We start from the raw sequence: 25,129 nt of genomic DNA on the forward strand, positions 1-25,129 counted from the left end.
TTACAGGCATAGCTATCTGAAGATCGCTCACTTTCTTTTTCTATTTCGATCTTAACCGGCGGCATGCGCCTGATGATTCCTTCTCTTTTTTATTCCAGTATCAACTGGCAGCGGCAACGGATTCCCGGCCGTTACCGCTTTGAAGCACCCCCGCATATGGGCCGAATCTTTCCCTGCACCCCGGATGCCCATCCTGTTGCAGGCGATCTGTGTGCAAATTTACAGAACTTCGATGCAGGCCACACCGTTATCTTACAGGGACGATACCGGAACGCCGTTTCCAGGCCGCGGTGAAGCTTCTATAATAGATGTTGGAAAGTCCACCCAACACAACACACAGATATCGAGAAAAGAGGTTTCGTATGAGATTTAAAAAAGTGATCTGCACCGCGCTGTCGGCCGCACAGGTCCTGGCCATGCTCGGCGCCGGCTCCATTGCCTTCGCAGAGGATACCGGCAGAAGCCTGAGCGCCAAAATGACCGACAGCATGCCCGTCATTGACGGCGATCTGAGCGACAGCATCTGGAATATGGACACCAGAATGGAACAGACCGCCGAGGGCACACCCGCACACCGCGCCAATTTCGGCGTCACATGGGATTACAGCTATCTGTATCTCGCCGTGGATATCCAAAACGACGGTGAACTCATCCCCGGGAAGTCCTGGCAGAACGGCGACATCGTCAGCCTGTTTCTGGACAGCACGATGCACAAAAGCGCGCCCTATCAGGACGGCGACTGGCAGATCGGCTTCGGCTTCAACCCGGACGACAGCTATCAGCCGGCTATCCTGTTTGGCGGCGGCGTGACCGCCTCCGAGGAGCAGAGGGAGCTGGTTAAAAGGAACATCCTGTCCTGCGCCAAACAGACCGAAACCGGCTGGGCGCTGGAAGCCGCTGTTTCCTGGGATGCGCTCGGCATCGACCCGTTCCTGACAGAAGAGATCGGCTTCAACGTCAGCGCGGACAACAAGCTGGGCAGCCACGCCGTCAACACGCTGGACGCGCTGATCTGGTGCAAGGACGGCGCCGAAAGCTTCTGGAACGACACGACCGGCTTCGGCGTGCTGAAGCTCTCCGATGAGACGGTACACAACACCGACAGCAGAGTGATCTACGAGGAGAACTTCGACAGCTATGAGAACGACACACTGCCCGCCGACGTTTCGGCAAACGGCGACGGCTGGAGCGTGCAGGACGGCAGGCTCGTCGGCGATTTCAGCAATACCGCCTCGATCGAGCAGCGTCTGGCGCTTCCGGCGCTCGGCAGGAACTTCGCCTATTCGGCGGACATCACGTTTGAAGATGCCGTCAACACCGGCCGCTGGACCTCGATCACCTATCGCGCGCCGTCGGACAACGGGCTCGGATACTACCACTTCACGAACCGTCTGAACGGCGCGGGTGAGATTTCGATGAAATCCACCGACAACCAGTGGCCGACCGCCTTTGTGAACACCAACGGCACCGCCGAAGCGAAGATGCTCGAAAAGGGCAAGAGCTACCATCTGAACGCGGCGGCGTTTGCGCAGAACTTCCATCACGTCCGTACCGGCACCGCCGCCGAAGAGGGCTTCGACCATGCGGTCACCGCCTATGACAGGCTGGGAACCTCCCGGCCCGCCACGATGCTTTCCGATTTACAGCAGGCCGGCCGTTTCGGCGTACAGGTCGACCGCGCCAAAGTCGCCTTTGACAACATCCGGATTGAGAAGCTCGAAGCGACAAGCCTCACCGTGACCGGCGTTCCGGATTCCGCCGCCTCCCTGGACAACCTGCCGGACTTCTCGATCACCGCCGACTTCTCGGACGGCAGCACCGGCCATCCCATCGACATCCGGGACGCGAAGCTCTACTCCAGCGACAGCGGCGTGCTGCACATCACGCAGGATGGAGAGGTACGCGCCCTGCGGCCTGGAACCGCCACATTCACGGTGATCGTCGAGAACAAGCTCTGGCAGAAGGAAATCACTGTGACCGATTCCGGCAGGGAACCGGCCATCACCTCGATCTCCCTGCAAAACAGGGAACAGTACCAGTCGGTTCTTGCCGGAACCGGCATCCCGATCAGCGAAATCCATTTTTCCGCGGTCAACGAGGCCTTTGAAGCGCTGGTCATCCAGGGCGACAAGGAGGGCATGATCTTCACCTCATCCGACGAATCGGTCGTATCGGTCAAGGACGGCAGGATCACCGCCGTGGGCAAAGGCACCGCGACCGTGACCGCCGCGATCGGCGGCGCTTTGGACAGCGTCGAGGTCTGGGTCCGGGCCGATGAAAACGACAACCTGTATCTTGACGAGGATTTCGAAGACGGCATGCCGGAAAACTGGAGCAAAATCGGGACCTCCGGCTCCTATGAGATTGTCAGCGACGGCAGCGGCAACCATGCCCTGCAGTTAAGCCCGTACACCCGCGTGCTGATCCCGATGCCCGAAGGCGCCGGCGACTACATCATCGAAGGCGACATAACCTTCATCAGCTGGGCCAACACCGCCAGATGGGCGTCGATCATGTACCGCATTCAGAACGACAACTTCCCGTATTATCAGTTCGCCATCCGGCAGGACACCACAGCCCAGAACGGCGCGGAATTTGCGGTCCGCACCCCCAATGACGGCTGGGATGTCCGCGACAAAGCCAGCTTTGACGGCAGAATGGACGCCGGCGTAACCCGCCGGATCAAAATTGTCGTCACCGGCGACCGTGTCAAGCAGTATCTGGACGGCAAAGAGCTGATCTTCACAAACGCGGCCTATGATTATACTTCCGGCGACATCGGCCTGCAGGCGGACAATGCGACCGTGCGCTACGACAATTTGAAGGTCACGCTGAACCCCGAGCCGCTGCCTGAGGTTCCGGTTCCGGAAAACAACTACGCATCGGCCAAGACGCTCAACGAAAATCTGGTCGCGTCCCCGACCGTCGTCTGTCAGGGCGTACAGAGCTTGGACGATTTGACCGCAAGGATCACCGATTCCGTGACCACCAGCGTGATGAATGAAGTCAAGCTAGAAGATGGTATTCTGAATGTCTACAGCGGTGAAACCAGGCTTGCCTCCCTGGACGACTATATGGATGCGCTCTATTCGAAGATCATCCTGATCTTCCGCGTGGAAGACACTGCCGCCGCAGACGCGCTGGCCGCGTATATCAACAGCGGCGGGATTGAGGATCTGCAGGTTGTCAGCTCCGACGCGGATGTTCTGAAGTCCTTTCGCGATCAGGCGGCCGCCGTGCGCGGCAGCCTGCTGATGGAACAGGACAGCCTGACCAAAGAGGAAGCCTACGGCGCGGTTCGCGCCGCCAACACGGCCAAGGCCAAAACCATCATGATCAAATCCTCGGCTGCGGATAAGGAAATCGTGGAAGCCATGCAGAGACGGCTGATGAGCGTCTGGGTTGTCAGCGACGACACGACCGTCGGCAACCATGCCGCCGTCACCAGCGGTGCGAACGGCATTGTCACTTCCGACCCGCAGAAGCTGGCGGAGGACGCCGAGATCTACGACGAACGCACCATTACCCGCCGTTCGTTCATCGTCGGCCACCGCGGCACACCGGGCAACGCGCCGGAAAACACGATGATCAGCATGCGCAAGGCGGTCGGCGAATACGGCGCGCAGATGTTTGAGAACGACGTCTACCTGACCAAGGACGGCGAGGTCATCGTCCTGCACGACAACACCTTCGCGCGGACCACCGACATCCTGACCAACACCAGGCTGGACGACAGCATCTTTACAAACGGCGTGACCCGCGCGAACTGCCGTCCCAAAGACCTGACGCTCGCGCAGATCAAGCTGCTGGATGCCGGATCTTATTACGGCGAACAGTTTGCCGGTGAACAGGTCCCGACCCTCCGCGAGCAGCTTGCATACATGGCAGATGAGAATCAGGACGTCGTGATGTTCCTGGAGCTTAAGGACGCTTCCGAAGGCATTGAGAAGGCCTGCGCCGACCTCATCAAGGAATACGGCATGGAAGACCGCGTCGCGTTCATCACCTTCAACCAGAAGAGCATCCCGCTGATTCAGGCTCAGCTTCCGGGAAATTCGGTCGGCAACCTGACCGGACAGGGTGCGGTGAACACACAGAACCCGAAGGTCACTATCAGAAAGATCCTGAACGACATCCTGCCGAAGAACACCACCTACAACGGCTCCTACGGCGAATCCAACAACGCGGAATTCCTGAAGGAGGCCTATGCGCGCGGCCTCACCTTCTGGCCCTGGACCTACCGCGACACCGCAAACTTTGCCTGGGCAATCGACAACGGCCTGAACGGGCTCACGACCGACTATGCGAACTGGGCAAAGGACTACGTCTTCGGCATCACCGGCCAGCAGGAGGAATATCTGATCGCACCGAAAGTCTCCATGGAGCTCACCGCCATTGGATACACAAATAAAGGCGAACAGAAGACCTTCACACCTGAAATCGTCGTGATCGACGGCGCCGAAAACATCTCGGTTAAGGGAAACACCGTCACCGGCGTGCAGAACGGCGAAGCGGCCATTCTGCTGCGCGCCAAGGTCGCCATGGGCGAAGCGCGGTATGAGGAGTATTCCCAGCCTCTCACCATCACGGTCGGCACAGCAGCGCTTTCCTCCGACACGCTCATCGTGGACAACGAACAGTCGATTGTCTCCGGCATCGCTTACGGCAGCACAGCGGAGGATGTCCTCTCGCAGCTCTCCTGTGAAAGCGGTATGACCCTGCGCGTGACGGACAGCGATGGAATCATTTTGGATGGAAGTGCGGCAGTCTCCACCGGCATGCAATTCCAGCTTGTCCGGAACAGTTCGGTGCTGCGCAACTACAGCGCGGCAGTGTCCGGCGATCTGGGACTGGGCGGCAGACCGGGCGTCTCGGCGCTGCTCGCCGTCAAGAGCCACATCCTTGGAAGAGATCCGCTCACGCCGGTTCAGACCGCCAGCGCAGACCTCAACCGGGACGGACGCATCAACATCTTTGATCTGGTTGAGCTCAAGCTGATGATTTTGAAAGGCCAGCTCTGAGAATTCTTTCTTTTACCATAAATGCCTCACAACAAAGCAGGCCCCGCATTCAGCGGGGCCTGCTTGTTTATATATAGAAGACATCCGCCCTGCAGCTATCCGAATCCATCAGAACATGCAGAGAATCCCGGCACACATCCTGTATCCGGCCTGTCATGTGATGCCTCTATCTGCGTTACATGGATACCATCAGGAATGAAAGGTAGCTGACCAGCGTCAGGAGGGCCGGCAGCGCGTACATGGCGAACCGCGCGCGCTTCGGCAGGCTTTTTCCCTGCCGCTGCTTGCAGAACAGCACCACGCCGACCAGCAGTGTCGAGATCACGCCGAATACCAGCATACTGACCGTCTGCGCCGAACCGACATACAGATTCTCTCCTCTTGACAGCAGGTCACACACCGACAGGATCGTGAAATTGAACATGTTGCTGCCCACCACATTGCCGATCATCGCATTGTAGTTGCCCTTCCGGACCAGCGCAATGCTCGAGGTCAGCTCCGGCAGAGAGGTCGCGATGCCGAGAAACAGCGCGCCGGCAAGCGACGCCTCCAGGCTCAGCATTGCGGCGATCCGATCGGTCAGCACCGTGATCAGGATGCTCGCGCCGACCAGACCGATTGCCGTCAGCGAAAACCGCCAGATGATCTGCTTCACCGTCAGCGGGCTTTCACTTGCTTCCGTCTCTCCGGATTCCTCCGCGGACAGGTAGCGCAGGGAGATGATGTACACCACCAAAATCAGCACCGATATGACGTTGATGTTGACGACCGGGATATTGCCGAAGCCTGTGAAGATGGCAAACCCGCAGCCGATGAACGCGGCGGCGGTGCAGATCAGCGTGGCAAGATGGGACTTTGCCACCCGGCTTCTGGAAAACCGCCGGAGGGTACAGACCACCAAACCGCCGAAGATGCACAGGTTGAAGATGTTGCTGCCGAGCACATTGCCGATGACCAGTCCCGGATTCTGCACCACGGTGACCGATGAGATGCTCGTGACCAGCTCCGGCAGCGAGGTGACCGCCGCGAGGATCACGCCGCCGATGAACGCGCCGGAGATCCTGGTCTTCTTGTCAAGCAGGTCCACATAATCGGCGCATTTGATTGAACAGATCACCACAGCCGCCGCGACCAGGAGATACGCCGCGAAAATCCATACTTCCATTTCAAAAATCCTTTCCGTTGTCTAAAATGTTGTTGGAGGGATGCCGAACAGAGCTGCGGGCAAATAAAAAGACCTGTACACGGAACGTAACAGTCCGTGTACAGGTCTTGTTTTTTAAAATTTATGCCAGGGCGTCTGCCCGGGTCTGTTGACATAAGCTACTGAAAGCATGCTTCCAGCAAACTACTCCCCTATACAATAATTTTAGTATAGCACATTTTTCGATGATGTCAAGACCAAAAAGATGAAATTTGGAAACGGCATCCTGTTTCCTGCGCAAATTTCATCCTATTTCACAGGATGGGCAAACAAATCGATATTTTTGTGCTATAATGAAGAAAATCATCTGAAGGGAAGGACGGGATATGTCCCATTATCTGAAAAAAGGCATCCTTGCGGTGCTTCTTCTATACGCAGCCTATCTGCTGATCGCAGGCGTGTTCAGCTATCTCTGGCCGACGCCGGTCAAGGAGGAGGACCGCGAACGCTTCAACGCCGCCGACCTCCTTGGGGATGGAACCGAGGGCGTGGACCGCGCCGCATTGGTGGAGGATGAGCACGACGCTTTTTCCCGGCGCATAGAACTGATCCGCTCGGCAAAGCGGGAACTGGATGTCTGCTGTCACTGCGCCAAGGCCGGTGAAACGGTCGACTGTCTGTTCGCGGAGCTTCTCAAGGCGGCCGGCCGCGGCGTCAAGGTCCGCATCCTGATGGACGGCACGGTCAGCGGCATGACGGGCAGCCGCCGGAACATCCCGCTCGCCATGCAGGCGCATGAAAATATCGAATTCCGGTATTATAACCCCATCAACCTGCTGGAGCCGTGGAAGTGGAATGTCCTGCTGCACGACAAATTCCTGATTGCCGACGACCGGTTGCTGCTGCTCGGCGGCCGCAATATCGGCGACGAGTACTTCGATCCGCCGCAGTATGACGGCAAGGTCACCCATGACCGGGATGTTCTGGTGATAAACACGGCCGCCGGAACCGATCGAACGGGTGACAGCGTCATCCATCAGGCAAAGGCCTATATGGACCGGCTCTGGAACGAACCAGACGCCAAGCCGGTTGCCATGTCCAGGACAAAATATGAGGCCGCCCAGTCCGAACAGCAGCGGCTGCTGGATGTTGCCGAACGCTGGGAAAACACCTGGCCCGGCTACTACCTGCCCAAGCAGGACTGTATGCAGATTTCTGTGCCGACCGGCAAAATCACATTGCTGACCGGCCCGGTTCATACCTTTAAGAAAGAACCCATCGTGGCCTATCAGCTCTTCGAGCTGCTGAAAATCGGCGACGATGTGCTGATACAGACTCCCTACGCCACCGCGAACCCGCAGACACTGCGCGCTCTGCGCAGCATTGCACAGCACGCGTCCTCCGCGCGCCTGCTGACAAACTCGATGGCATCCTCGCCGAACTATCCGGCCTTTTCCGCCTATATCAGCAACCGCAGCCGGTTTGTAGAAACCGGTGTGCGGATCAGCGAGTATCAAAGCGCCGATTCGATTCACGGCAAATCCTTTTTGATGGACGGCCACATCGCCGCGGTCGGCTCCTTAAACCTGGACGACCGCAGCCTGTACATCGATACCGAGACGATGCTCGTCATCGACAGCGAGCCGTTCTACCGGCAGCTGCGAAGCGAGTTGGACCAGCTGCTGGCACAGAGCGCGCCGGTCGGCCAGGATAACCGGTATTTATCGCAGAACAGTGTGGAAATCCTGCCGGTATCGGTCTCCAAAAAGATCATCATGGGGCTTGTTTCGATCTTTTCAAATCTTTTCCGCTTTCTTATATAATTGTTACCCTCCCCATCACATTTTCGGCTTTTATCGGGTATTGCCCAGCACCCTTTCGCCTCACTCCAATCAGCTGCCGGCTGCAAGCCATCCGCTCAATCGAATGACCTTCCGTGCCCGCATTCCACCGAACCCTATGACTGTTTTGCGCACAGCAATCATTTCCGTTTCGTCCGAACAGCTTTTAAAGACACCTATCTGAGACATACAAAAAGGAGGATTCCATGACAAGAGAAGAACTGGCCGCTTACTGCCTGCAGTATGAGGATGCCGCTCCATTTGCGCCGTTTGATGAGGATAAGCTGATCATCCGGCACAAAAGCAATGGGAAATGGTTCGCACTTATTATGACGCTTGACGGCCGGCTGTGCATCAATTTGAAGTGTGATCCCATCGAGGCGGACATGCTGCGCCGCGCTTATCGCGGTGTGACACCCGGCTGGCATATGAACAAAACGCATTGGAACACCGTTGCCGTCGATACAGATGTCCCACAACAGGAGCTTCTCCGGATGATCGGCGAAAGCTTCCGCCTGACCGCCCCGCGGGCTTCGAAACGATAAAACCATCTGTTAAAAAATAATACAGTCTATAGAAAAAGGAAACCGTTTGGTTTCTTTTTTTATGGATAGTTATGAAAATTTTTTTTCACTTCTATAAATCAAGCATAAACCTTTGCGCAACGTCTCGTATTTTCCACAAAGATCGTTGACATTTGATATGGATTGGGTTAGAATATGGCTTGCAACATAATTTTATAGTTTACACATAAATCCATGTAGATTGGCTGAAATCTTTGCTGGTTCTTGAACGCGAAATGACGATGCCTGTATTGTTTTTCGCCGATGGAAACGATTGCAAAACGAATTGGCCGATTTTTGCAGCTTCCCCTGTCCGGGAAGTGTCAAACACCGCAAAGAGTTGTAAAAGAGGAAAGAACAGAAAAAGGAATGAAGGAGTTTAACATGAAGAGATTCAAAAGACTGGTCTGTGCCGTGCTGTCCTGCGCGATGATCGCAACCATGGTTCCGGCGTCGTTTGTCAGCGCCGAGGAACTGCCGGGACTGTCCGACGTCTCGCGTCAGGCGGCGGCGGAAGGCGCTGTCCTGCTCAAGAATGAAAACGATACCCTCCCGGTGGGCCCGGATGAGGAAATCTCGGTCTTCGGCCGTGTGCAGATCGACTATTTCCGAACCGGATACGGCTCCGGGGGCTACGTGCACCCATCTAAAACCGTCAATTTCCTGGAGGGCTTCCGGCAGAACCCGAACATCAAGGTCAACGAGGAGCTCGCCGGCATTTATGAGGACTGGTGTAAAAAGAATCCCGCCAGCGAGGGCTCCGGCTGGGGCAACTGGCCGTACTACCATGCCGAAATGCCGCTGACCGATGAGATCGTCGACGCTGCGGCAAAGGTTTCCGGCACCGCCGTCGTCGTAATCGGACGCGCGGCCGGCGAGGACCGCGAATGCAAGCTGCAGGAGGGCAGCTACTACCTGACAAAAACCGAGAAGGAGATGCTCGCTAAGGTCACCGCGAAATTTGACAAGGTGGCCGTCCTGCTCAACATCGGCAACATCATCGACATGAGCTGGACCAGGGATTACGACATCGACGCCATCCTGCTTTCCTGGCAAGGCGGCATGGAGGGCGGAAAGGCCGCCGCAGACGTCATCAGCGGCGACGTGACCCCATCCGGCAAGCTGGCCGCCACGATCGCCAACACCTACAACGATTATCCGAGCGCCAAGAATTTCGGCGGCGCCAATTACAACAACTATGCCGAGGATATCTTCGTCGGCTACCGCTACTTTGAAACCTTCGCGCCCGAGGATGTGATGTACGGATTCGGCTACGGCCTGTCCTACACCGACTTCAGCATTACGACCAACAGCGTCACCGCTGGGGAAAACGCCATCAGCGTCGATGTGACCGTCGAGAACACCGGCAGCGTCAAGGGCAAGGAGGTCGTGCAGGTTTACTACGGCGCGCCGCAGGGCAAGCTCGGCAAGGCCGCGAAATCGCTGGCCGCCTATGCGAAAACCGGCGTCCTGTATCCGGGAGAAACCCAGGATATGACGCTGACCTTTCAGATCGACTCGATGACCTCCTATGATGATGCTGGCAAAACCGGCCGCAAGTCCGCCTATGTGCTGGAAGCCGGCAACTACCCAATCTATGTCGGTGATTCGGTTCGCGGTGCAAGTGAACAGGGTGTTTACACACTTGATACCCTGAAGGTGGTCGAACAGCTTGAAGAGGCGCTTGCTCCTGTTGAGAGCTTTGACAGGATGACCGCCTTCGAACAGGAGGACGGCACCATCGGCCGGCAGTCCGAAGCGGTTCCGCTGAGGGTCTCGGACCTCTATCAGCGCATCGAGGACAACCTGCCCGATGAAATCGCGTTCACCGGCGATCTCGGCTACACGCTGGCCGATGTTCAGAACGGCTCCGTCTCCATCGAACAGTTCGTCGCACAGCTTGAGGTCGCCGACCTCGCCCGGCTCTGCCGCGGTGCGGGCGGCATGCAGTCCTCGCTTGGACGCCCGGGCAACGCCGGCGTATTCGGCGGTGTGGAATCCAATCTGCGCGACATGGGCATCTCCCCGATCAGCTGCTGCGACGGCCCGTCCGGCATCCGCATGCGCGATTCCGACGCGGCTTCGCTGGTTCCGATCGGTTCGGCGCTCGCCAGCACCTGGAATGACGAGCTGGTCGAAAGGGTGTACAACCTGCTCGGACAGGAACTGAACCTCAATGAGGTCGACGTGCTGCTGGCTCCGGGCATGAACATCCAGCGCGATGTGCTGGCCGGCCGCAACTTCGAATACTTCTCCGAAGACCCGCTGATCACCGGCATGATGGGCGCGGCGGTCACCCGCGGCGTACAGTCCACCGGCGCGGCGGTCTGCGCGAAGCACTTCGCCGCCAACAACCAGGAGACCAACCGCAAAAAGCATGACTCCCGCGTCTCGGAGCGCGCGCTGCGCGAGATCTACCTGAAGGGCTTTGAAATCTGCGTCAAGACGGCGAACCCATACACGATCATGTCCGCCTACAATAAAATCAACGGCGTCTTCTGCTGCTACAATTATGATCTGATGACCACCATCCTGCGTGAGGAATGGGGATGGGACGGCGTCGTCATGACCGACTGGAGCATGCAGCCGGGAACCGACCCGAACAATGCGAATATCACCGACAACGCTTACCGCGTACAGGCGCAGGTTGACCTGTACATGCCCGGCAACTACTCGAACGACTCGATTGAAAACTCGATCAGCAAGGGCGGCCTGACGACCGGCGAGGTTCAGCGGTCGGTCGTCAATATCCTGAACTATGTGCTGAAATCCCCGAAATTCGCACGCGACAACGGCCTCGAACCCCCGGTATATGTCCCGGGCGAGAACTATTTTTCCGTGCGGAAGGATGCTTCCGGCGATCCGCGGCTGACTCAGCTGACCATTGACGGCAAGAAGATCAGCACCTTCAACCCGCTTATCGTGGACTACAACGTCTTCACCAGGGACTTTACACAGCTTCCGGTTGTGGCTGCCGGCGCGGCGGACGGCGTATCCCTGCGCATCGAGCAGGCCACTGCCGAAAATCCGGTCGCTTCGGTCTACACCAGCGAAGGACGCGAAGAGCTTATCTACCGCGTGCGGTTCTCAGACGATGCGTTTATGCCGCCGGTGGTCGAGAATCCAACCTATGCGTACCTCAGAAACATCTATGTCGACGGCCAGCCGCTGGCAGGCTTCTATTCGAGCATCTATGAATATGAGACCATCAGCAGCAACGTCGCAAATCCGGTTATCACGGTCGACGCGCCGGATGGCGTAGATGCGGCCGTCAGCTACGACCCCGATACCCAGAAAGCACTGATCCGCGCTCAGTCCAACCATCAGGCGGTCGAATACACCGTGCAGTTCACCGCCGGACCGCAGAGCGACGACTTCGACGGCGACGCGCTGCAGGATTTCTGGACGGTGAACGACCGCAACGGCAACCTCAGCGTCCAGAACGGCGCGCTGAACATCATCACCGAGTACGGCGACATCTATGGCCCGAATGACCACTTGAAAAACTGGATTTCCCAGCCTGCGGGCGGCAACTGGGATGCGGTCACCAAGCTGAGCTTTGACAAGCTCCCCTCGGATAAATACCATCAGCTGGGCCTGATGATCATGCAGGATAAGGACAACTACATCCATTTCCGCTTTGAAAATGCCGGAAACCTGCGTATGCGCCTGAATCAGGAGACCAACGGCACCAGCAAAAATTTGAAGGACAACACCTCGTATCCGTCCAAAATCTCGGATACGTTGTATATGAAGGTCACCAAGCGCGGCACGACCTACAACTTTTATATGAGTGTGGACGGCGTCAACTATACCGACATGGGCACACCGGTCACCGCCAACTATGTAAGTCCGAAGTTTGTGCTGGCGTCGATGAACGGCACCGGTGAGATCAGCCCGATCCATGTCCAGTACGATTATGTACACTTTGAAATGGAACAGGCTGAGGAACATGAGCCGGTTGTGATCTCCGCTTCCCAGCCAAGCCGTATCAAGGCCGCTGAGGATTACACGTCCATCTCCTCCGGACTGATCACCGAAAACTGCACCGACGAAGGCGGCGGGCTGAACGTCGGCTCCGCGGCGGTCGGCAGATATCTGCTTTACAACATCGATGTCGAGAAGGACGGCTATTACGAGGTCAGCCCGCGTATCGCCAGCAACCGGGACTCGCTGTACCAGATGCAGTTCGGCATTGAGGTGGACGGACAGCCGGCCGCATCGTTTATGCAGCTCGGCGGTACCGGCGGATGGCAGAACTGGATCACGATGGACCCGCAGAAGGTTTATCTGACCGCAGGAAGCCACAAGCTCAAATTCTACTACAACTGCGACGGCCTGAACATCAACTGGCTGCAGTTCGATTACATGGCGGCGCACGCCGTCACGGCCGCCCCGGTGGAAGGCACCGAGGTCGTGTTCTCCCAGACCGAAGCGGTTCGCGGCGATACCGTCACGTTCAGCATCCATGTCACCGACGAGAGCATGGCGCTTGATTCCGTCAAAGCCATGTCCGGCGAAGACGAGGTAAACATCCGCAAACGCGGCGATGGCAGCTACACCTTTGAGATGCCGGATGGTCCGGTCGTCGTGAGCATACAGCTCAAGACGCTGGAAAGCGACCTTATTTCCGACAGTCTGGCCATCGACCGTGAGAACGGTTATCTTGCTGATCTCACCGCCGGCATGACCGCCGATGAAATTCTGTCGCAGCTTAGCGGAACCAACGGCGGAACCGTTGCGGTTGCCGACCAGGACGGCAATGCTGTCACCGGGGACCGGAAGATCGGCACCGGCTTCACGGTCAGCCTGACGATGGGCGAAACCGTGCTGGACAGTCTGACCGCTGTTGTCATGGGGGATGTCACCGGCGAAGGCCAACAGGGTGTACAGGATCTGTTGGGCATTAAAGCCCATATCCTTGGCGCGGATGTGCTGGAAGGCGCATATCTGCGTGCTGCCGATATGGATCATAACGGCAGAATCAATGTGCTTGATCTGCTTCGGCTGAAGCTTGATATTTTGAACGGCTGATAATTTTTCAATCACCATATAAAAGGCGCATGGCCGAACGAGTTTTGTTCGGCCATGCGCTTTTGCTCTTTTAATGATTTGTGTGCTGGATGGATTGTCAATAGAAGTACAAAGAAGCGTTATGAAAAACTTCATAAGGAGTTTTCCAGCCTAAACACTTCCTGGGCCGAAGATTGATCAGCGCTGCGATCCGCCGAATGTCTTCTTCGTTCATGATTAACATGCATATATTCTCTCTCTTCTCTGCTAAGATGATGATAACAACACATTGGGATTTCCTCCTTTGGTATGTTTCGTCACTTACCAGTATACAGGATCTTTCTCCCTTTGTGTTGTTTCTTTCTTCTTTTGCTCTTATTATGATAATCCACCCGCGCAAAAGAGTAACTGCCACCTTGCCAAGGCATCTTGGCAAAACAAAAGAGAACCCACCGCGTGCCGGCGCAGAGGGACTCCTGCGCTGAAAGCCGCATCGGTTCTATGATCACACAGTCCGAACGGAATGCCGCCGTCGAAAGGCAGAGACGCAAAACACTCCCTGTCCCAACAGCCATCGGGACAGGGAGTGTTTCATCGTTCTATTGTATCGTGACACCCTGATAATAGTGGTTCAGTATTTGTCTGTAGCTCCAGCCATCCTGGATGGCGTAAAGATTCGCGCCCCATTGGCTCATGCCTGCGCCGTGCCCATAGCCCCAGGTTGTGATATAAAACTGTCCGTTTTGATAACGGATGAGAAACTTTGCACTGCGCAGATCAATCGAATCCCCTTTGAAGATGTCTTCGCGGAAGAACCGTCCGGTGATATCGGTCGTTTTTTTCAGCAGATTGTTATAATAGGTGGTTTTGCCGCAGATCGACATGCGGCCGATATAGCCGCCTTCTGTATAGTCAAGCACCTTGATCCATCCCGACGGGTCGCCGGACAGTGTGATGCCGGTCCTGTTCTGGATGCGCTTTTTGACCTCATCGGCGCTGTACACCTTCGTGACCTCAAAATCCCGCGCCAGATAGTCATATTCGCTCTCGACGCTTTGAAGCTGTTTGGTCTCGTAGCCCCAAACATCCACCGCGGCGTTGGTACTGCCGCCGCTGCAGGCAAAATACGGCGTGTAGACATACTGCCCGCCGATATACATAGCCTGTCCGAGCACGGAGCGGACAGCGGCCTGCACAGCCGGGCCGGGCGTGCGCATCGGCACGTAGGGATATGAGCCGGTCGCGTTGCTGTATTTGATATAGGTGTAGGCCGCCACGGCCTGCGCTTTCAAGGCTTCGGGATGAAACGAATCGTCCATCTCCGCGCCGACGACCTGACAGAGTACCGTATAGGCATCCTGATCCGCGCTGCTGCCGTTGACCTTCACCGTATAGGAAGAAGCGCGCGGCTGGCCCAGGGAGGAGGACAGCGGCAGATTCAGGGAAGAGGGAAGGGAAGCCGTGCCGGTATGCGTCATGACCGGCGCGTCCGCAGCTGCGGACGCTGTTTGGACGGACATGTTCGCAACAGGAACGGTATCGGATGCGGTATTTGGTGCGAAGCTCCAAGACAGAAGCCGCGCCGCCAGCAGGCTCTGCATCAGCGCGGTGTGCTGTGCGGCCGCCGCTGGGGATTCCACATCCGTCTGAGGGGCGGTATCGGCTGTATTTCGAACGCTGATCCCGCTGACAGCGGGGTTCTTTGTCCCGGAAACATTCACAGCCGGCCGTACAGCGCGGGCAGCGGATGTTGACAGCGGTGCGACGGCAGTGTGTGTGGCGGGCAGCGCGGCGGTCTGCGTCCCGTCCCCGCCTTCATCGCCGGACGCCTGTGACTCGCTCGGTTCGGTCGGCTCGCTCGGCGTCTCGGGAGCCGGCGGTTCAGGCTCTTCGCTCGGTTCTTCAGGGGATTCCTCGGGCGGCGCGGCCGATTCCTCCGGCTCGGAGTATTCGGGCCGCGAGTATTCCGGCTCCTCATACTGCGGACGGCTGGTTTCTTCGGGCCTGGAGCTGGTCTCAGGCTCGGATGCCTCGGAGGTCATCCCGCCGATGCTGGTGGTTTTAAAGTCCGGTTTGGTGCCGCCGTAGGTGCGGTACCAGATGTCCGGCATGAGCGGCGCGTAGTTGGCCTCGGACTTGGTGGTGTCCACCGATTCGCTCTCACCGGGCCGCACCCGGCGCGCCATAACGACCAGACGCGCATCATAGAAATCGTAGACGCAGGTGGACAGTGTGATGAAGGTATCCCCCTTCTGGACGTCCACGCCGGTGCTGACCAGCGAGCGGTTCCGCGCCTGGTCGACGAAGTCCGTGAAATGCTCATCGTCGAGGTCGATGTAATTCTGATAATCGAACTGCAGGTCGGAGGTCTCGTTCGGATCGCTGATGAAGATCGAAAAGATCTTATAGGTGCCTGGCTGATAAACCGATTCGAAGCTGACGGTCGGATGATCCTTATAGAACGACGCTTCGCGGTACTTCTCGAGGTCGCCGAACATCTGTTTGTCCTGCATATTGTGGCCGTAGATGACCATATTGGTACTCGGCTTCTTTACGTCGACGCGGCTGTCGATGAAGATGGTGCCGTATTTGCTCTCTTTTTTATCAAAATCGTGCTTGAGATAGTAATCATTGTTGTCGGTCTGCACGACCGGATAGCTGATGCCGGTGCCGTCAATGGATATCCAGCCCTTGATGTCGCGGTTGCGCAGGTATAAGGCGCGGAACTGCGGCTGATAGTCGTCCGGGTAGTCGTCGACGTCCACGGCGTTGCCGTAGAGGTTTGAGAGGTCGTTGTTCAGCGAGCGGTTGGATTCGCCGCCCAGGAAGTAGCTGAGCAGGAAGCCGCCCGCGACCAGCAGGACGATCAGCGCGATCAGGAAGATGATCTTGCGCACCTTCTCGCCGGTGGTATCGCCGCGGCAGGGGAACAGGTATTCCCGGATGCGCCGCAGGACGGATTTTTTCCTGGGAGGTTCCTCTTGAGTCCCGTTCTGAGATTCGATCGGCAGTTCATCCGCTTTGAACGGGTCCTCGGCGGGCCTGCGCGGTTCGGGTTTCTTCGCCGGCTGGGGGACGGGCGCGGCAGACGGCTCCTCTTCCACTGGATCGGGCTGTTCGAGGAATTGTAAGCATCCGAGCTCTCCGCACAGGATGCGCGCCGAACGAACCATGCCCCGCACGATGCCCGCGCTGCCCTCCAGATAGAGCCGCAGCAGGTTCAGCAGATGCAGCGGCACAGTCTGGGAAGCGTCCGCGCCTTCTGGAATTGTCACCTTCTGCAGATAGATATTTTTGTCCTCCGCAAGCGCGATGTAACAGAAATCCTGTCCCGGCCGCGGATAGGTGGACGCGGCGGCAAGCGCGGCGTTTTGTTTGCTGCGCGCCTGAATGGCCGCGTAGGCGGCGGTCTGCGCGCTGTTCATCGCATAGCTGTCCAGCACCTCGGCGGGCACCGAAAGCGTCCCATCAAGCACGCCGTTCTGTGCGATATCCAGCGCGCCCGCGTTGAGTTTTTCGGGCAGTAGCGATGACATATAAGTACCCATAAGCGCGGCGGTCGACGCACAGGCGGCGGTCAGGGAGAGCTCCTTGTTTTTCAGGAGCATCGCGACGTGCTGTGTCAGCGGGCGGTCGTCGCGGCCGTAGACCGCTTCGCCCAGCGATTCGCAGACGGTGCTGAGCACCGAGTTGCACAGCACCGTGGCCTTCAGCTGCGTTTCGCTGCGCGCTGTGACCCGGATGGTGTGCCCGTACCGGCCCGCATAGACGCTGACCGAGGGATTGACCGAAAGCAGGATATCCCCCAGCTTGCGTTTCAGCACAGCCGGATCCATATCGATGACCTTCAGCGTCTGGGAGACGGCCGGAAGGCGGCTCAGCTCGATCAGGTAATCGTAGACGTAGTCATATAAAAATGAAAAATAGCTTTCAAAGTCGGAGGGGAGCAGCACGACGCACCGGCCGTCCTTCTGTACGGCGCCGGCCCACGCGCTGTCAAACTCCCGGCGGAACACCCTGACGCCGTCGGGAAGGGCGGTATCCGTATGCTTCGACTGTTCCTCGAGCCGGCCGGATATCTTCTGCTCTCCGGAAACCGAAAATTTCTCGAAAATCCAGTCCCTGAGCGCTTTGTTTTCCTCGTCGGCCGCGCCGGCGGCAAAAACGACCTCGCTGCGGGAGAGCGCTTCCTCGAGTGCGGAGACTGCGGCGCCTGCGTCAGGCGCGGCGGTTGTGAATTTGACGTCGATGCCCAGCGCCAGCAGCTCCTTGGCGAAGCTTTTCGCACGTTCGTCCTGTACGTCTTTAAACAGCACCGGGGTTTTGATGCCGATGATCTCAGCGTTCATATATGTAAAACACCACCTTTTCAGGGATTAATAGATCGGTTTTTCGGGATCGATCGTGATCATCTCGAGGTTTTCGAGCGCTTTCTCGATCAGTGGTTCGAAGTCAAACTTCCGTTCGGCCTCCTCGATGATCTCGAGCTTCGGACGGGTCCGCGGATGCTTCGGCGTGAAGACCGTACAGCAGTCCTCGTACGGCTCGATGGAGGTTTCAAAGGTGTCGATTTTGCGGGAGACCGCGACGATTTCCCCCTTGTCCATGCCGATGAGCGGACGGAAGACCGGAAGGTCGCAGACCGCGTCGGTGCACTGGATAGCCGGCATCGTCTGGGACGCGACCTGCGCGAGGCTTTCACCGGTGATCAGCGCGCCGCAGTTCTGCTTGTAGGAGATGCGTTGCGCGATGCGCATCATAAACCGGCGCATGATGACCGTGAACAGTTCCTCGGGGCAGTGGTCCTTGATGGCCTCCTGCATCTCGGTGAACGGCACCACAAACAGGATCGTCCGTCCGGCATAGAGGCTGACCTTCTGCAGCAGCTTCATGACCTTGAGCTTTGCGCGCATGCTGGTGTACGGCGGGCTTTCAAAGTGGATGCCGACCACCTCCAGGCCGCGCTTGGCCATCATGTAGCCCGCGACCGGGCTGTCGATGCCGCCGGAGATGAGCAGCGAGGCGCGCCCGCTGGTCGAAACCGGCATGCCGCCCGCGCCGGGAAGCCTCTTTGCGTGCACGTAGGCCGCAAAGTCGCGGATTTCGGCGGTGACGATGACATCCGGATTGTGCACATCGACCTTCAGGTGCGGGAACGCCTGCAGCAGGTCGCCGCCAAGCTCCCGGCACAGCTCTGGAGAATTCATCGGAAAGCTCTTGTCCGAACGCTTCGCCTCCACCTTGAAGGTGCGCACATCCATGAGTGTATCCCGCAGATACGCCACGGCCTGCCTGCGGATGTCCGCATAGTCCTTTTGGACAACGCAGGCGCGCGACAGGCTTGCGATGCCGAATACCTTCTGCAGCCTGTCCAGCGCCTCGTCCATATCGACGCCGTCCTCCATCGGGGTGACGCAGATGGTCGACTGCGCATAAGAGAACTTAAATGCTCCCAGGCTCTGCAGCCGTCTGCGGCAGTTTTTGATCAAGACCTGTTCAAAGGTCGATTTGTTGAGTCCCTTTAAAGCGATCTCGCCGCTTTTTAACAGTATTATCTCCTTCATACGATCCCTTTCGTTCTTTGATATGGTGATCTCCCGCTCACCGCGGGATGTGTGGTTTATCAGGTTTCTGTCCGTGACGGCGTCCGCTTACCGGCGGATGGTTCGGATGCCCGCCTGCAGGGCAGCCGCAAAGTCCAGCACATCCTGCCTGGTGTTCTGCCGGCCGAAGCTGACGCGCAGCGCGCTGTCGGCAAGCTGAGGCGTGAGCCCCAGTGCGCGCAGCACATGGCTTGCTTCCCCTTTGGCGCAGGCGGAGCCGCTGGACACATAGATGCCCCTGGATTCCAGAAAGTGCAGCATGATCTCCGAGCGGATGCCGGGAACGGACAGGTTTACAATGTTTGGAATGCCGTCCGCCGGGGAATTTGTGTGTATGCCATCGATGCCGGAAAGCTCCTGCAGCAACAAATCGTGCAGCCCCTTCATATGCCGCATGCCGTCGCGCAGCTCCTGCTGGCTCAGCTGTGAAGCGAGACCGAACGCGCCGATCAGCGGCACGCTCTCGGTGCCCGGACGCAGCGATTTCTGCTGATGTCCGCCATAGAGCAGCGGCGTGAACCGCACGCCTTTTTTGACATACAGCGCGCCGGCCCCCTTGGGCGCATAGATCTTGTGCGCGCTGATGCTCATCAGATCCACGCCGAGCGATTCGGGCCTGCAGGGCAGCTTGCCGAATGCCTGTACGGCGTCGCAGTGGAGGATGACGCGGGGATTCCTCTGCCGGAGCAGCTTGGAAATCCGCGCGATATCCAGGATGGTTCCCAACTCGTTGTTCACAAGCATCATGCTGACAAAGTAGCATTCTTCCGGGATTTGTCCGGCAAGCTCTTCTGCCGGGAGGGTGGGGTTCAGGTACAGCACCCGCATGCCCTGCTGCTCGAGCCGTTTGAACGGTTCGAGTACCGACGCGTGTTCGAACAGCGTCGTCGCGATCACCGTACCGTTACGCCGGTAGGCGTCGGCCGCGCCGAAGACGGCGGTGTTGTTTGCCTCGGTTCCGCCGGAGGTGAAGAGCAGGCAGCTCTTATCACAGCCCAGCGCCGCGGCGACCTGTCCGCGGGCCGTCTCGACCGCCCGTTCGGCATCCAGTCCGCGCAGATGCAGCGACGAGGGGTTCCCGTAGTTCTCTTTGACGAGTTTATACAGATGATCGGCGACCTCTGTACGGACCGGTGTGGTCGCCGCGTTATCCAGATAGATTTCCTTCAAGAAGCATTCTTCCTTTATTCCGATTCATTCGCAGGCGGGAGTGCCTGATTTGAGACGCACAATCTTCGGCGGCAGGCGTCGGATACCATGTCGATTCAAACTTGTCCGGCCGGTTATTCGGGAATGCCGTCCGACCAGCTGAAAATGCCGAACAGGCCCAGATCTGCTCCTGCTGGAATTTATCCCTGTCCCTTTAGGTTCGGATCTGTCTCCGCTAGGGACTGTCCCATCCTTTAGGTTCGAATCTGCCCCGCCAGAGGTAGTCCACCCTTTGGATTCAAAGCTGGCCTCACTGGGGTAGTACCACCCTTTGGGTTCAAAGCTGTCCAGCCAGAGGTAGTCCACCCGTTGAGTTCAAAGCTGGTCTCACTGGAGTAATCCCGTCCCTTTAGGTTCGAATCTGTCCCGCCAGAGGTAGTCCACTCTTTGGGTTTAAAGCCGCCGCCAAGAGTAATCCCATCTCTTTAAATTCAGGTCCGCCCCTGACTGAGGTTGTTATGTCCCTATAGGTTCAGGTTCACCCTTGCCGAAAGTTATCCCGTCCACACACATCAAAAACAGTTTCGGGTCTGTCCTCCACACCCTCTTTGTCCCATGTTCGGGATGGGAGAGAACGGTTCCCGAATGCCGGCGGGCGGTTCCGGAAATTTGCCGAATATCTGCATAGCGCGGCCGGGTTTCGTCCAACCTGTAATCGAGACGCGCCATACCTGCGAGTACTTTATATTATATATGATTTCAGATGCAGAATCAAATAAAATGCAGGTTATTTCACATAAATGTTTAAATACTGGAAAAAATGATAACATTCCTATGGATAAACTGCCAAAACATCCGGTTTAAACCGGGGTAACAGGGCGATTCCGGCGCATCTGCCGGGATGGGACCATCAGAACAACCAGGAAGGGGATACCATATGAACACAAGAACGACAGCAAGAATCGTGAGCTTTATCATAGCGGGGTTCGTCGCGCTCGGCGGCGCAGCGATTCTCAACTACAACACCTCGATGCAGTATAAGCTCCAGGTGGAGAATTCCTATCAGCGCGCGGTGCGCGATCTATCCACCTATGTCTCGAACATCTCCAAGACGCTGCAGAAGGTGCGGTACGCCGGTACGGCCAACCAGCTGACCAACCTATCCACCCAGCTGTACCGGGAAGCCAGCGCGGCGAAAAGCTGCCTGTCTCAGCTGCCGGTCGCCGATCTGCACCTCGACAACACAAACAAGTTTTTATCCCAGGTGGGCGACTATGCCATGAGCACCTCGCGTCAGGCTTCCTCGACCCGCAAAATCTCCGACGAGGAGCGCAAAAATTTCCAGACGCTCTATGAGTTTTCGACCAAGCTGAACAGTCAGTTTGAAGTGCTTGAGCAGAACATCGACGACGGAACCATCCGGCTCGGCGAGGTGAAGGCCGTCATGAATTCTTTGGTCGGCGACCAGAATTCCGCAAGCGGCGTGACATCCGGGTTCAAGGATATGGAGGAGGGCTTCACGGGCTATCCGACGCTGATCTACGACGGTCCGTTCTCCGACCACATTCTGGAGCGGGAGCCGCTGATGACTAAAGACCAGAAGGAGATTGGACGCGAGGAAGCCCGCAAAAAGGCCGCGCTGAGCGCCGGCGTCGAGATCGGCTCGCTGCGCGACGGAACCGACGAAAATTCCAGGATGCCGTCCTACTGCTTTGAGGCCGACAGCCTGAATGTCAGCGTGACCAAGAACGGCGGTTTCACCTGCTACATGGTGAATTCCCGCGTCATCGAGGAAAAGAAGCTCGATGCCAAGGCCTGCATTGAGAAGGCCGAGGAATATCTGAAGCAGCGCGGCATCAAGGGGCTGCGCAAGACCTATTATGAGATTGCGAACGGCAAGTGCGTGATCAACTATGCGGCCGAGCAGGACGGCGTGCTGCTCTATCCCGACCTTGTCAAGGTCGGCGTGGCGGTCGATAACGGCCAGATCGTGTTCTTCGACGCGCGCGGCTACCTGACCAACCACAAGACCCGGGAGCTGAAGACACCGGTAGTTTCGGAAGCGGATGCGAAGAAGTCCCTTTCACCGAACCTGACGGTCCAGAGCGTACAGCGCACGGTGATCCCGACCACCGGCCTCAACGAGGTCGAAACCTATGAATTCCTGTGTACCGGAGACAACGACGAGCAGGTGCTTGTGTATGTGAATACGCAGAACGCGCAGGAGGAACAGATTCTCATCCTGATTGAGAGTGAGAACGGAACGCTGACCATCTGAACGGGCGGTCATTGACGGCAGAAGCCCGCCGCAGGCGGTATGCAGAGCCTGTATACAGTGAGAGACGATATACAGGCCGGATGCGTATGGATGCGGGGCATTTCTGCAAACAGGCCCAATCATAAAGGGGAACAGCAGCCAGGCAATTCGCCTGGCATGCTGTTCCTCCGCTTGTCAGAAAACAGGGGGGCTTATTATGGTCTGTCAAGGCGTATTTGGCATATCGGCCGCAGGGCCACTGCGGTACAGCGGCTTTGCTGTGTATCCGAGATGCATGGCTGTGTGTGGCGCCGCTGGGTCTCGATGGTCTCACCTTGCTTGCTGGATGACATTTGCGGCCGGTTGTTCTGCGTCAGACCCGCTGTGTTTGCCAAGGGACGTCTGGCAAAGCGGCGGCACCTTCTTTGCCGGCCGCAGAAGAGACCTAGAAAGGCCGTTCAAGCGGGCCGTCTGCGGTGGCGAAACCGGCCATGCCCTCTTTATTCCAATGAAGGAAGAACCCTGCTTGCTGAAACAAGGGAAGAACCGCGTGCGAATGTCCCCATACACCCCCTCTGGTTCCCATGAACATCCCCTCAGATATTTTGCTTCCACTTGGTCATCTGCGGGCGGCGTTGAATGGTTGGGTGGTTGGACAGGGTTAGCGGCGAATGCTTATCCGGTTACATACGGCTTTTGCAGGTTCCGGTAATCTGAAGATGCCATGTATCAATCAGCAAGCTCGGTAAAATATTGTCCCGAAATGTTCCGGACAAACAAAGGCGTGATGCCGTCAAGCATCGTTTTTTAGATAGACTGAGAAAAAAACCGCCGAGCAAATCGCTCAACGGTTTTTTCTTGTTTGCTTAACCGGTTGGGAAGATACGTCTCTCTGTGAGGATAGTCCCAGCATGTAGTCGGCGCTCACTTGATAGAATTTACACAGCGTGATAATGTGGCGGACGGGGATTTCATTGATACCCTTTTCATACCGGTAATAAACCTGCTGCGTAGTTCCCAGGACATTCGCCACAAACTCCTGTGTGAGATCGTTATCCTCCCTTAAGGCCCTGATAATTTCCACGTATGTTTTCATGATTTACACCACCGTGTCATATTATAGGGATATCCTTCCCCAGAAAGGCATTTTTACACCGAAATTGGCGTAGTTTCTGGAGTGCGGAAGAGAAAATGATGACACGGGGCATTTTCTAAGTCAAGCTTTGTCATATGGCTTGGGATCATTTGTCCGACCCAGGATATAATCGGTGGAGGTGTTATAAAAATCGGCGGCAAGAATCAGCTTTTCCGTGGGAATCATACGGATGCCGTATTCGTACCGTTGATATACATTACATCGAATTTTCAGCGCGGCGGCGACTTCCTTCTGCAGTAAATCATGATCTTCCCGCAGTTCCCGCAAGCGCTGGTCGCAGGTCTTTTGCATCGTTGGTTTCTCCTTTCCGTTTTAAATCCATCCTAGCACGCTCCTGAATGGGAGCTTTGACGAAAACCACCATATGGGAGTAAAACTCAAGCGGCGGTTCAGCTCTTTCTTATTGTACGTGCGGCGGGTGTACAGTATTGACTGTAACTCCCGGTCGGAGGTATAATCATAATTGCAAAGTGGATATCCAAACCATTCCTTCTAGCCAGTAACAGAACTGGATAACCATATTGCAAATACATATCCCGTTCTTGCGGTTTGACAAGTATAGCGATCGGTCCAATCAGAAACAATAAAATAAAAAAAGGAGAAACGACATGAGAGATTATTTTAAGGCATCCAGTGAACATTATACGCAGGATTTTTCCATTCTGCTGGAACAGTACATCGAACAGGAGATTACTGACCATTTTAACGCGCTGGAGCAGAAAAATCAGGTCTATAAAGAGAGCTGTGAAAAGAGAAATCAAATTCTGGACCATTTCTTCGACGGCGATCCGCACAAGCAGCTACAGCTGCTGCGGGAGCTGGACCGGGATATCCGCAGAACAGAAATCATGGAGGCGTTCCTGCTGGGATTTGACGCGGCGCAGCGCACCACGGTGTAAGCGCCGCCAATAATCCTCTCCCTGGATAGCCTGTACAGGCTGCAGAAAGTTTATACCGTATTTGGATGTGGTTGTTAGGAATAATGGAAAAAGCGCCATACAACAGAAGCTTCGCATATAGCTTTTGATTGTGTGGTGCTTTCTTTTTGTCCAATTTTAAGCCCGCAATATTGTAGAAGATTACCATACAAATATGTGCTTTGCATAAAATATGAATAATTTGCATAGCAATATGTACAAATATTAATATAAATTTTCGAAGCGCTAAAATGCGAGAAGAGGAAGAATGCAAGAGAAAAGGTGCAAAAAGACCGGAATGACAGCGGATTTTTCTGAACAGACGACTCTTAAAAGTCGCTTGTACAGCACCATGCGCGGATTCAAGAAGCGGTTTAATCAAAAAGTGGTAAACCTTTGATCTACCTGCACAAAGATTCTGGCGTTTCCTTATGAATTGTTCTGAAAATGTCCCGAATGTGTAAA

The 25,129-nt window shown here is 56.4% G+C and carries 12 protein-coding genes and 1 pseudogene; 6 read left to right on the top strand and 7 right to left on the bottom strand.

Annotation, left to right across the window (positions count from 1 at the left end; genetic code table 11):
* Positions 1 to 362: 362 nt before the first annotated feature.
* Positions 363 to 5,021: a glycerophosphodiester phosphodiesterase family protein gene (locus tag BN348_RS01315; RefSeq protein WP_040195718.1), complete on the top strand. Its 4,659-nt coding sequence runs from the start codon at positions 363 to 365 to the stop codon at positions 5,019 to 5,021.
* 175 nt (positions 5,022 to 5,196) lie between these two features.
* Here the strand turns inward: BN348_RS01315 and BN348_RS01320 are convergent, their stop codons facing one another.
* Positions 5,197 to 6,186 carry a sodium:calcium antiporter gene (locus tag BN348_RS01320; RefSeq protein ID WP_040195719.1) on the bottom strand — a complete coding sequence of 330 codons (990 nt, stop codon included), beginning with the start codon at positions 6,184 to 6,186 and terminating at the stop codon, positions 5,197 to 5,199.
* 365 nt (positions 6,187 to 6,551) lie between these two features.
* Here BN348_RS01320 and BN348_RS01325 point away from each other — a divergent pair, with 365 nt between their 5' ends.
* The 3 genes from BN348_RS01325 to BN348_RS13450 all read left to right on the top strand — a co-directional run bounded on the left by BN348_RS01325 (position 6,552) and on the right by BN348_RS13450 (position 13,603).
* Positions 6,552 to 7,988, top strand: a complete 1,437-nt coding sequence (locus tag BN348_RS01325; protein ID WP_040195721.1) for a phospholipase D-like domain-containing protein — start codon at positions 6,552 to 6,554, stop codon at positions 7,986 to 7,988.
* 224 nt (positions 7,989 to 8,212) lie between these two features.
* Positions 8,213 to 8,551: an MmcQ/YjbR family DNA-binding protein gene (locus tag BN348_RS01330; RefSeq protein WP_040195722.1), complete on the top strand. Its 339-nt coding sequence runs from the start codon at positions 8,213 to 8,215 to the stop codon at positions 8,549 to 8,551.
* Between the two features lie 402 nt (positions 8,552 to 8,953).
* The gene (locus BN348_RS13450; protein WP_197068251.1) at positions 8,954 to 13,603 is read left to right on the top strand and encodes a glycoside hydrolase family 3 C-terminal domain-containing protein; all 4,650 of its coding nucleotides are present in this window, start codon (positions 8,954 to 8,956) and stop codon (positions 13,601 to 13,603) included.
* Between the two features lie 97 nt (positions 13,604 to 13,700).
* On the opposite strand, the pseudogene BN348_RS14175 reads toward BN348_RS13450, so the two are convergent.
* The 4 genes and pseudogenes from BN348_RS14175 to BN348_RS01355 form a co-directional block, all read right to left on the bottom strand.
* Positions 13,701 to 13,808, bottom strand: a pseudogene (locus BN348_RS14175) (IS30 family transposase); the annotation flags it as partial.
* 373 nt (positions 13,809 to 14,181) lie between these two features.
* Positions 14,182 to 17,931, bottom strand: coding sequence for a class B sortase (gene srtB, locus BN348_RS01345; protein WP_040195725.1), 3,750 nt, complete (start codon positions 17,929 to 17,931; stop codon positions 14,182 to 14,184).
* Between the two features lie 27 nt (positions 17,932 to 17,958).
* Positions 17,959 to 19,146: a tRNA uracil 4-sulfurtransferase ThiI gene (gene thiI / locus BN348_RS01350; RefSeq protein WP_040195726.1), complete on the bottom strand. Its 1,188-nt coding sequence runs from the start codon at positions 19,144 to 19,146 to the stop codon at positions 17,959 to 17,961.
* 87 nt (positions 19,147 to 19,233) lie between these two features.
* The gene (locus BN348_RS01355) at positions 19,234 to 20,355 is read right to left on the bottom strand and encodes a cysteine desulfurase family protein (protein WP_040195727.1); all 1,122 of its coding nucleotides are present in this window, start codon (positions 20,353 to 20,355) and stop codon (positions 19,234 to 19,236) included.
* Positions 20,356 to 21,271: 916 nt separating this feature from the next.
* Between BN348_RS01355 and ypeB the strand changes: the two genes are divergently transcribed.
* Positions 21,272 to 22,612 carry a germination protein YpeB gene (ypeB, locus tag BN348_RS01360; RefSeq protein ID WP_052446606.1) on the top strand — a complete coding sequence of 447 codons (1,341 nt, stop codon included), beginning with the start codon at positions 21,272 to 21,274 and terminating at the stop codon, positions 22,610 to 22,612.
* 823 nt (positions 22,613 to 23,435) lie between these two features.
* Here ypeB and BN348_RS01365 read toward each other — a convergent pair.
* Together BN348_RS01365 and BN348_RS01370 are read right to left on the bottom strand one after the other, a co-directional pair.
* On the bottom strand, positions 23,436 to 23,687 hold the full coding sequence (locus BN348_RS01365) for a helix-turn-helix domain-containing protein (RefSeq protein WP_040195729.1): 252 nt from the start codon (positions 23,685 to 23,687) through the stop codon (positions 23,436 to 23,438).
* 120 nt (positions 23,688 to 23,807) lie between these two features.
* On the bottom strand, positions 23,808 to 24,038 hold the full coding sequence (locus tag BN348_RS01370; protein ID WP_040195731.1) for a helix-turn-helix domain-containing protein: 231 nt from the start codon (positions 24,036 to 24,038) through the stop codon (positions 23,808 to 23,810).
* A 317-nt stretch (positions 24,039 to 24,355) separates the two neighbouring features.
* Between BN348_RS01370 and BN348_RS01375 the strand changes: the two genes are divergently transcribed.
* Positions 24,356 to 24,646 carry a hypothetical protein gene (locus BN348_RS01375; protein WP_040195732.1) on the top strand — a complete coding sequence of 97 codons (291 nt, stop codon included), beginning with the start codon at positions 24,356 to 24,358 and terminating at the stop codon, positions 24,644 to 24,646.
* The last annotated feature ends 483 nt before the right edge of the window (positions 24,647 to 25,129 follow it).

It is taken from the genome of Candidatus Soleaferrea massiliensis AP7 (assembly GCF_000820765.1).
In the GTDB taxonomy this organism is placed as follows: domain Bacteria; phylum Bacillota; class Clostridia; order Oscillospirales; family Ruminococcaceae; genus Soleaferrea; species Soleaferrea massiliensis.